Source organism: Secundilactobacillus collinoides DSM 20515 = JCM 1123 (assembly GCF_001435975.1).
GTDB lineage: Bacteria > Bacillota > Bacilli > Lactobacillales > Lactobacillaceae > Secundilactobacillus > Secundilactobacillus collinoides.
The window spans coordinates 1-9,617 of the sequence record NZ_AYYR01000089.1 but is presented as its reverse complement, the minus strand read 5'-3'; the positions used below and the strand labels follow the sequence as shown (position 1 = coordinate 9,617).

The window sequence follows — 9,617 nt, the reverse complement described above, 5'->3', positions numbered from 1 at the left end:
CAAAAAAGCCAATAACCACACGCCTTTGGCGTGATTATTAGCTTTCAAGTTTCAGTAACATACCCAGAAAGGGGCCAGCTATACATATGTTTAAGCGTCTGGTTTACATCTTCATTTTTGGCTTTTTCGGTAGTCTTCTCCGACTCTGGTTAACCACTATTTTCGCGCAGCAACACTTTGTGACGGTGATGGCCATCAACGTGTCGGGTTCTTTTTTATTAGCACTAGTGACCGGTGCACTGCCCTTTATCGTTCCTGTTTCTGACGAATTGCTTTCCGGGTTAAGCGTTGGTCTCATCGGCAGCTTCACCACCTTTTCAACCTTTTGTGTCGACACGGTCAACCTTGCGACCCAGCAAGGCTTTCTACTCGCTGCCAGTTACTGGGCGGGCAGTTTATTCTTCGGTATTCTCGCCGCTGTTTGGGGCGTTGCCCTGAGTCACCGGGCTCAGCAAAGGAGACTGCCATGACCCTATTTACGATCATTGAAATTGGTCTTGCGGGATCAATTGGCGCCCTTTTACGTTTCACAATCACACGGATTGGCAATGAAGTCTTTAAAGCTGTTCCCTTGCCGATGGCCACCCTGTTGATCAATCTGCTCGGCGCGTTTTGTCTTGGCATGCTGACAGCACGGTTCCCGGCAACTTCCTTGATGTGGCTGGTGGGCAGTGGCTTGCTTGGCGGTTTTACGACCTATTCAACATTCACGAATGAAGTGGTTGTTCTAATACGCGACCGGCCATTGCTTGCTACAGGCTACCTCGTTTTATCATCAGTATTGGGTGTGGCAGTTGCGTATGGTGGCTTTTTGCTTCTTTAATCTTTGAGGGGGACTGACTATGAAACAAGTACTTGTCGATCTATTCGTCATCTTACTGACTATTTTGCTATTCTTAATTGGAATGACCCAGTTTGGCGATCAACCGGCCAAAAAATCTCATTCATTATTCATAATGACCTCAAAGCCGGTTCGGTTAACCGATTACAATATTCAAAAATATGTATATTGATTTTTAAAAGAAAGCGTTAATACCCACTAATTATGTATTTTGTTTATCATTTTCGCAAAATAAATGTATGCATATTAAATTTAATGTATTTTTTACTAGCTTTTTTGCTCTCATGATTGTATAATAATGTCATTCTACTAATAGGAAGTGACATCAATGAACGCTTTAGACCAATACAATAACAACCAACCGCACACAGACTACGACAACGTTCGTCCGATCATGTTAAAAGATCTGCAAAACATCAGTGCAGCTGAACGTGAATTCTTCCAAGCACACGCATTCGGTATGGAACCAAAGACGAACCATTTCTACTCATAATCTTGAAAAAGGACAGGGTCGATTACTATGGTGTCTCAGCGAAAAACGCTACAACTTGATGCATTTTATACCAAATAAGGACGATATCAACCATTGCTGGTGATATCGTCCTTATTTTATTTGGTGTTTAACTACAATTCGTATCTGACGAACACGTTTTCTGTAAATGGTATTTTCACCGTTGCGCCCTCAAAACGCCTTGCGACACTCTCTACTCTTCTTCCGGATCATCCAAGTCTCTTTCAATATCGATGCCGTAAAGTTGGTTAACCGCTTCATCCTTTGATGCTGGGTGCACGACCAGGATCGTGGTGGCACCCTTGCTGCTGACGTAACCCGCGAACATGGTCACTTCCTCAACGTAGTACGCTAAGCCATCAGAGTGAATGATGTACTGACCCGCGACCGGCATGGTTTCAAAGTAAACCTTGTTCATTCGAATGTAGTCGTCACCTTCGTGAAGCATAACCATTACCTTATACACATGCATTCCTCCATCTCTCAAATCATGATGAATAGTCAATCATCATGATTGCACAGCGTAAACTGTACAATCTATCGTCACTCGTTGGTTTTATTAAACCACGGTTTGCGCGCGGACGCAATTGTCTCCCTGCGTTACGGTGACGCTTAACCGCCTATGGGGCGTGGGTTATGAAAAGTTACATCTTTCTCAAAATCGTTTCAGATTTAAGGCCACAAATAGGCCGTGTACCACTCCATTCCGGAATAGTACACGACCAATCGCTTTTTTGCAAAATTAACTACTTAGCAACAAGTTCCGCTTCATCCTTATTATGACGGTCCCCAAACCGTTGCTCATTCGCATGAAGTGTTGCCTTAAACGCTAACATCATCTCCGGCTCAATCAGTGTTCCCCCCTGATTTAAGCGTTGTGTCCAAGCTTTTCTTACCGAAGGATGACTTGAAAACTGAATCAGGTTCATTTTGATCCCCTCCAAAAAAGCGCTGCCATACTCCTGCATTGCCGTAATCATAGCACATTAATAAAAAGGGGTCTAGATTATAATCAATAAAATCTATAAATTTCATTATTTATTTTTCGCAGAGACTGAAAACCCATAGTTGTTAAACACAACCAACCAGGGGATAGTCGTTGCTATTTAGCGGATATTTCACTAAACTAGAGCCATTAGAAAAGTTAGCAAAGGAGTTAACGACTTATGGACAAGAAATTCATCAAAAAGTATGAAACCGACGCCATTAACCACGATGGCCTTAATGGGTACGCTTCAGTTCCGGGAGGCGTCAGTGTCGCTGTCAGCAACCCCCTGAATGAGAAGATGCCTGGTGCCAACCCGGAACAGTTATTAGGATTATCATTAAGTACGTGCATGGGCGCGACCTTGCAGGCCATCGAAAAAGAAAACAACCTCCCTCATCGCGCACAGATTCACGTTCATGTGACCATGGTCAAGGGCACGGCTGGACTCGAATTCTTGGTGGATGCACGCGTCTTTATCCCGCACCTCTCACGTGCGCAGGTCGTGGACTTTGTGCGTCAGGCGGAGAAACGGTGCCCCGTATCAAAATTGCTGAGTGGCAGTGAGAATTATACGATTCATGTTGTGGATGGATTTGATGATGATCAGATTGCAGCCGGGGAAATGGTCCGGTAATGCGCACAGTTGTGGACAACAAAAAAGGTTCGAGAGAATATCTCGAACCTTTTTTTGCATCAGCCATGACTGGTAATCCCTAATTACCACCATTTAGACATTTTTGTTAATGACATGCGTTTTGGAATTGTTTATCACGTTGGGCCTCTGTCCTCGAGCCGAAACGTGCTCCAGAAGGCAAGGGGTTGCTGCGTATGCAACACTGACACAAAATCCAAATCCGGGATTTTATGCCAAAGTTAGTGTTCTGAGGTCCTCGAGCCGAAACGTGCTCCAGAAGGCAAGGGGCTGCCGCGTAAGCAACACTGACACAAAATCCAAAACCGGGATTTTATTCCAGTGTTGCTTACACTTCGCCCCTTAATCGCCTTCTTCTGCACTCTTGCCACCATTCTCCAGCTTTGTTACTTTGCTAAACTGTTTGATAAAGGCTAGTAACGACTCCGCCTTCTCCTCGCCGAAGATGTCGACCCAGCTGCCGAAGCGACTGCGTGCTTTTTTGGTCACAATTTCCTCGATTTGGCGGCCACGTGGGGTCAAATGCAGATATTGACGCCGATGATCCTTTTCGTCACGCTGCTGATAGATATAATCTAAGTTGAGCAACACCTTAATTTGGCGTGAAATGGCACTTCGAGTCACGCCGCGCTTGTCTGCGATGCGGGCTAGGGTTACGTTAGCCTTCTCCGCAATATCGTGCAAGATCAAGTACTGTTCAAAGGAAAGGTTGTACTCCATCGCAGGTTCAGAAACGAACGTGTCCAAGTACTTCAGTGATTTGATATATACGTCAATGTATTCGTCTAGTAATTGTTGAACTTCCATTATTCCACCCTATCATTTTGATAACTTTACTCTTAACATCCTATCATCTTTTGCTTGTGAATACTACCACACATTTCACAAAACCACGGTTAAAATACTAGGCCATTCAAGCATCTTTTTAATCGGCCTATGGTACTATTAAAGTAATTCTACTACTATTGGGAGGCGTTCGCATCGATATTTTAGACAGAATTCACCACGTTGAGCTCAATAACTTAAAAAAGATCATTCAAATCTGTGATCAGCTGAATGTGAACTATTTTCTCATCGGCGGTTCCTATTGGGTGCTATCCGCCACAAGGGGTTTATTCCCTGGGACGATGACATGGATATTGGCATGTTGCGCAACGATTATGAGCAGTTTGCCCAATATGCCCCTAGCCTACTGAAAAACGACCACTATTTTCTGCAAACGGCCTATAGTGATAAAAATTATGGGTTCAGTTACATGAAACTGCTGGATCGTCACACTTATATTGAAGAAAAAAATAATGTCAACCGAGCGCGAAAAGGCGTTTTTATTGATATTTTCCCGTTTGACCGGATTCCAGAAGATCCCGGCGACCAGCGCAGCCAGCTAGCAAGATTCAAACTGTTGGATAGCCGTATCATCGTTAAGGCGGGTTACCGGTGGATCGAGACGCCGCTTTATCGTCATTCTGATCTCGACCTGGATGACCTGCAGGATCTGGAAACTATGAAACATGATCGTGAAACTATCATGCGGCAGTATAACCAACAGTCCCTTACGCATATTAAAAATATTGCATCGCAGTATGCTTATGACAAAGAGATCATGACCACAAACGAAGCGTTGAATCTCATTTCCGTTCCATTCGAGAAGATCACGGTCCGCGTGCCGAAAAACTACGATGCCATTCTAACCCGTCTCTACGGGAATTATCATCAATTGCCTCCGGTTCGTCAGCGCACGGAAAAACATATCAGCAAATTAATCATGGATAATCAATTATTTACGTAGGTACTGATAACTGGGGTTTCCGGTTAAAAATACAACCAGCATCCCAGCGTTTGGAATAACTTTTTTCAATTACATTGGAGGTGATTGCCGTGTCCAACAACAACTATTACGGTGCCATTGTCGTCACGGTACAAGGATTAGATCTACTCATTGTTAACCTGAAGACCCTGAAGCCTATTGAACGGGTCCACAAGGAATTACTGGTTGGTGACAGTATTTACCAACATCAACCCATTGATTTTGAACTCGTCAATCAAATGACTGGCGCGTTACGGGGCTTTCTACAATTAATGAACGATTACGAAATTGAATCTTACCAGTTATGGGGCAGTGAAGCCCTCTCCCACGCTATCAACGCTGATTTCATCCGTGACCAGATTTTCCTTAGGACCGGTTTGCACCTCAGCTGGCTGTCGATCAGTGAAGAGAACTACTATCGTAACCAAGCAGTACTGCTTGATCTGCGCCATAACAAGACCAACGAAAATGGCCTGATCCACTTGATTGGCATAAATTCAGGAAACACCACGATCACCCAATTTTCGGGACGGTCGTTTGTCTACTCCAGTAACTTCTCACTTGGGCCTGTGCGGATTGCTGAAGATCTTCAAAGTTTGCGTCAAAGTGCGCCAAATTCCGTTGAGGTGCTGAACGACTATATCGAATCTAAACTGACGAACTTTGCGCGCATTACACCGCACGAAGCTATCAGCGGGCCAAGTGAAGTGATTCTTCTGGGTACTATGCCGTTAAGTCACCTCGTCAGCAACGAAAACAAGACCCGGATGTCAATCAAGGAGTTCGAGAAACTTTTTGATCAGGCAATCGACGCCTCTGACCAGTTCCTCATGGAACAGTACAACCTCAAGGAAAACGAAATGCCGCTGCTGTTGCCAGAATTGCTGTTGCTTCGGCGCTTACTGCGGCTGACCCAGGGGACCAGCGTTGTTTTCTCCGATACAACCGTTCTGGATGGCTTAGCGGTCAACGAATCAATCAAGGCAGGATTCAGCAAACTCGATTTCACGGAACAGACCGTGACCGATGCTCAAAATATCGCCAACCACTACCAGGTCGAACCCGTCCACCGTCAGTTAGTTACAAAATTCGCCCTGCACCTATTTGATCAGTTAAAGCCGCTGCACCAACTTGGTGACCGCGAACGACTGCTGCTTCAAATTGCCTGCATTCTGCACGACGTTGGGGCTTACGTGGATGCCCATGAGCACTATTTCCATTCTGAATACATTATCCAGCACTCTAATATCATTGGTCTTTCCACGAAAGAACGCGACATTATCGCTGCTATTTCGCGGTATCACAGTACCCAAACACCAAGTGCGGACCTCAGCCGTTTTCGTCAGCTGCCCACTGAAGACCGGCTACTGATTGCTAAATTGGCGGCCATTTTACGGTTAGCCGATGCGCTGGACGATGATCGTCAGCAAAAAATCAAACGCATCTCCGTGTCGCTGAAAGCGCCTGAGGTCATCATTACCGCTTACTGCAATGAAAGTCTCTTATTCGAAAAATGGGCGTTTGCGTTTAAGAGCCGCTTCTTTGAAGAGACCTTTGGCCTGAAGCCGCAGCTGAAACAAAGGAGCGTGACCGCTAAATGACAACTAAAATCAATTATAGTGATCACAAATACTACACGAACCGTGAATTGAGCTGGATGGATTTTAACGACCGGGTCTTGGAAGAAGCGCGCGACAAGGCTAACCCGCTATTGGAACGACTAAAATTCCTGAGCATTACCCAAAGCAACTTGGATGAGTTCTTCAGCGTTCGGGTTGCATCACTCAAAAAACTGGCTGCCGTTAACTACCCTAAACCAGATGCTTCTGGGATGACCGCTCAGGAACAGCTACTGGCCGTCAACGACGCCGCCCACAAGATGCTTAACAAACAATACACCACACTGAATCGGTCTCTGATTCCAGCATTGGCACAACAAAATATCCACCTGTACCGCACCGATGAATTGTCGACCAGTCAGCTGCAATTCATTAAACGTTACTTTCACGACACGCTCTACCCTGTTTTAACGCCCACAGCAGATGACAGCTCACGGCCGTTTCCGTTTATCGCTAACGACACGCTCAATCTCGCCGTGCTGCTCAATCAAGATAAAAAACGATACTACGCGACGCTGCAAATCCCAGCAAACTTGCCACGGCTCGTCCGCTTACCGGGTGGAGAGAATGACTTTATTCTTGTTGAAGACATTATCAAGCCTTTCCTGGATCAGCTATTCGTAAAATACGAGGTTAAAGAGAGCGCAACATTTCGCGTTATTCGTGATCTTGACCTAGATGTTGCTGAAGAAGACACTTCTGACCTGTTAAAAGAGGTTCAGCAGCAGTTGAAGCTGCGGGAACGCGGCAACGTTATCCGCCTTGAAGTTGAGAGTACCGTCAGCAAAAAATTGCTGAAACGGCTCACGAAGGAACTTGATCTCAAAGAGTACGCCATCTACGAAATCAACGGACCCGTAGACCTTACCGTGCTGAGTAAGCTGGCCGGCCAAGTGACCGATCATCGTGACTTATTGTATCCTAGCTTTACCGCTTATCAACCAGCCTCACTGACCAGCAGCCACAACATTTTTGACGCTATTCGGCGTCATGACCGTTTTCTGCAGCATCCCTATGATAAGTTTGACCCCGTAATTGAATTCATTCGTCAATCTGCTATTGACCCCGGCGTACTGGCCATCAAAATGACCCTGTACCGAGTCTCTGGCGATTCACCAATCATCCGCTACCTAGGTCAGGCTGCACAAAATGGCAAACAGGTCACCGTTCTCGTTGAAGTGAAAGCCCGTTTCGACGAGCAAAATAACGTCCATTGGGCCAAGCAATTGGAAAAAATGGGCTGCCACGTCATCTATGGCCTGATTGGCCTAAAAACGCACTGTAAGCTCGCGCTTGTTATCCGCCGTGAACAGGGTGTTATCCGCCGCTACATGCACATGGGCACTGGAAATTACAATGATGTGACCGCTCGCTTTTATACGGATATGGGTCTGTTTACCGTGAACGCAGATATGGGAATCGATGCCACCAACATTTTCAACATGCTTTCTGGGTATTCGGAACCGCCCTATTTTCACCAACTTCACATTTCACCACATGGCATCCGTGATTTTATCAACGAAAGACTGAATCAGGCCACCGAATTAGCGAAAACCGGCAAAAAAGTACGGGTTCGAATGAAAATGAATTCGCTGTCGGATCAGTCAATGATTGCTCACCTCTACAAGGCATCACACGCCGGTGTCAAAATCAGCCTGATTATTCGCGGCATTTGCTGCCTAAAAACCGGCATTCCTGAAATCAGCGATAACATCACTGTCCACTCCATCGTGGGTCGATTCCTCGAACACAGCCGAATCTTTATTTTTAATCTTGATGGTCAAGAAACAATCTACCTGTCAAGCGCCGACCTGATGACCCGGAACCTGAACCGTCGCGTTGAACTTCTATTCCCAATCAATGATCCGAAAATCAAAAAACGCGTGCTGACCATTTATAAGACAATGTGGAACGATAACGTGAAGACACGTGTTCTGCAGGCTGACGGCCACTTCAAACGGGTTGACCGGCGCGGTCATGTCGCGCTAGATTCACAAGCCTATTTTGCCGATCTTGCCAGCGTTCACGCGAAGGCCGATAAAGCTCAAGAGGCCCTGGCCAAGCCAAGCGAATTTCAGCCTATGTTCAGCCCGGAAAATCAGCCCAATCCTCTGAATTATGATGATGGGAGTGACACACACTAATGGAAAATTTTGCAGTGATCGACCTTGGATCAAACTCGGTTCGAATGACTATCACGCGCATAAATGATGACGGCACATACGAACCCGTCAAACAAATGAAGTCCTACGTGCGGCTGTCCGAAAATATGGGGGAAGCCCATGTCCTTCAGCCCGCTGCAATCGACCGCACTCTGACTGCATTGCAATCGTTCAAGGACGTGTATAAGGGATTAGACAACCTTCAAATAAAGGCAGTTGCCACCGCAGCAACCCGTCAAGCGGTCAATCAAAAAAAGTTTCTCAAGACAGTCACCAGTCAAATTGGCATACCGTTAGAAGTGATTTCTGGGACAACAGAGGCCTACTACGACTATCTTGGGGTCAGTGAGACGCTGCCAGCCACTAACGCAGTTATTTTAGATACCGGCGGCGGCAGCTCAGAAATCGTCCTGGTGCAAAACAATGCCATCAGCCACCTCATCAGCATCCCATTAGGCAGCGTGAATCTGACACAGCAGTACTTGCCTACCGACCGTATCACGGCTGATAGCCTGTTTGATGCGATGTCCTTCGTCAATGAAATTCTCACCAATATTTGGTGGTTGCGAAACGGTCTGAACTTGCCAGTGATCGGCCTCGGCGGCAGTAACCGGACTATGGCCAAAATCAATCGCCGTTTTAAAAAAATGCTCAATTTTGAAGATATTCACGGCTATCGTTTGAGCCGACAATCAATTGATCAAACGTTTCCCAGAATTATTCGCGAAGATTTGGCGGGCCGTAAACAAATTCCAGGCCTCAGTAAAGACCGGGCGGATATCATTGTTGGCGGTCTGATTCCCCTGGTGCTGCTAATGCGATATTTAGATTCAGACCACATCACTTTTTCAAACAACGGTCTGCGAGAAGGCATCCTGTTTGAACATCTGAATGATCTGCGCACAAAAAACGTTCGCAACGATTCTGATAACAATCTATAACAAAAAGACAGAAGTCCTATTTCAGACTTCTGCCTTTTTATGGCTCTTTGTCAACTGGTATTGGTGGAGAGTTTTGAAACGTATTTGACTTTATGT

The 9,617-nt window shown here is 45.8% G+C and carries 11 protein-coding genes and 1 pseudogene; 9 read left to right on the top strand and 3 right to left on the bottom strand.

Translation table 11 applies throughout. From position 1 onward, the window contains the following. The first annotated feature begins 86 nt into the window (after positions 1-86). The 4 genes from FC82_RS13320 to FC82_RS16780 all read left to right on the top strand — a co-directional run bounded on the left by FC82_RS13320 (position 87) and on the right by FC82_RS16780 (position 1,334). The gene (locus FC82_RS13320) at positions 87-470 is read left to right on the top strand and encodes a fluoride efflux transporter FluC (RefSeq protein ID WP_056997254.1); all 384 of its coding nucleotides are present in this window, start codon (positions 87-89) and stop codon (positions 468-470) included. After that, positions 467-823, top strand: a complete 357-nt coding sequence (locus FC82_RS13315; protein ID WP_054762801.1) for a fluoride efflux transporter FluC — start codon at positions 467-469, stop codon at positions 821-823. The genes FC82_RS13320 and FC82_RS13315 overlap by 4 nt, the downstream gene beginning before the upstream one ends. Before the next feature lie 19 nt (positions 824-842). Continuing rightward, positions 843-1,013, top strand: coding sequence for a hypothetical protein (locus tag FC82_RS16785; protein ID WP_156405157.1), 171 nt, complete (start codon positions 843-845; stop codon positions 1,011-1,013). 156 nt (positions 1,014-1,169) lie between these two features. Next, entirely contained in the window at positions 1,170-1,334 is a 165-nt protein-coding gene (locus FC82_RS16780; protein ID WP_156405156.1) for a hypothetical protein, read from the top strand. Between the two features lie 211 nt (positions 1,335-1,545). Here the strand turns inward: FC82_RS16780 and FC82_RS13310 are convergent, their stop codons facing one another. Continuing rightward, positions 1,546-1,818, bottom strand: a complete 273-nt coding sequence (locus FC82_RS13310; RefSeq protein ID WP_054711579.1) for a hypothetical protein — start codon at positions 1,816-1,818, stop codon at positions 1,546-1,548. A gap of 280 nt (positions 1,819-2,098) precedes the next feature. Then, complete coding sequence (locus tag FC82_RS13305; RefSeq protein WP_054762800.1) at positions 2,099-2,281, bottom strand: hypothetical protein; 183 nt, start codon at positions 2,279-2,281, stop codon at positions 2,099-2,101. 237 nt (positions 2,282-2,518) lie between these two features. Here FC82_RS13305 and FC82_RS13300 point away from each other — a divergent pair, with 237 nt between their 5' ends. Beyond that, the gene (locus FC82_RS13300; RefSeq protein ID WP_054762798.1) at positions 2,519-2,974 is read left to right on the top strand and encodes an OsmC family protein; all 456 of its coding nucleotides are present in this window, start codon (positions 2,519-2,521) and stop codon (positions 2,972-2,974) included. Positions 2,975-3,334: 360 nt separating this feature from the next. Here FC82_RS13300 and FC82_RS13295 read toward each other — a convergent pair whose 3' ends face one another. Next, on the bottom strand, positions 3,335-3,799 hold the full coding sequence (locus FC82_RS13295; RefSeq protein ID WP_054762796.1) for a MarR family winged helix-turn-helix transcriptional regulator: 465 nt from the start codon (positions 3,797-3,799) through the stop codon (positions 3,335-3,337). Between the two features lie 173 nt (positions 3,800-3,972). On the opposite strand from FC82_RS13295, the pseudogene FC82_RS13290 reads away from it, so the two are divergent. The 4 genes and pseudogenes from FC82_RS13290 to ppx all read left to right on the top strand — a co-directional run bounded on the left by FC82_RS13290 (position 3,973) and on the right by ppx (position 9,521). Next, a pseudogene (locus tag FC82_RS13290) lies at positions 3,973-4,781 on the top strand (LicD family protein). A gap of 89 nt (positions 4,782-4,870) precedes the next feature. Further along, entirely contained in the window at positions 4,871-6,400 is a 1,530-nt protein-coding gene (locus FC82_RS13285) for an HD domain-containing protein (RefSeq protein ID WP_235809244.1), read from the top strand. Next, a complete protein-coding gene (locus FC82_RS13280) occupies positions 6,397-8,562 on the top strand; it encodes an RNA degradosome polyphosphate kinase (RefSeq protein ID WP_056997253.1) in 2,166 nt (721 codons plus the stop codon). The genes FC82_RS13285 and FC82_RS13280 overlap by 4 nt, the downstream gene beginning before the upstream one ends. After that, a complete protein-coding gene (gene ppx, locus FC82_RS13275; RefSeq protein WP_056997252.1) occupies positions 8,562-9,521 on the top strand; it encodes an exopolyphosphatase in 960 nt (319 codons plus the stop codon). Before FC82_RS13280 ends, ppx begins: the two co-directional genes overlap by 1 nt. Positions 9,522-9,617: the final 96 nt, after the last annotated feature.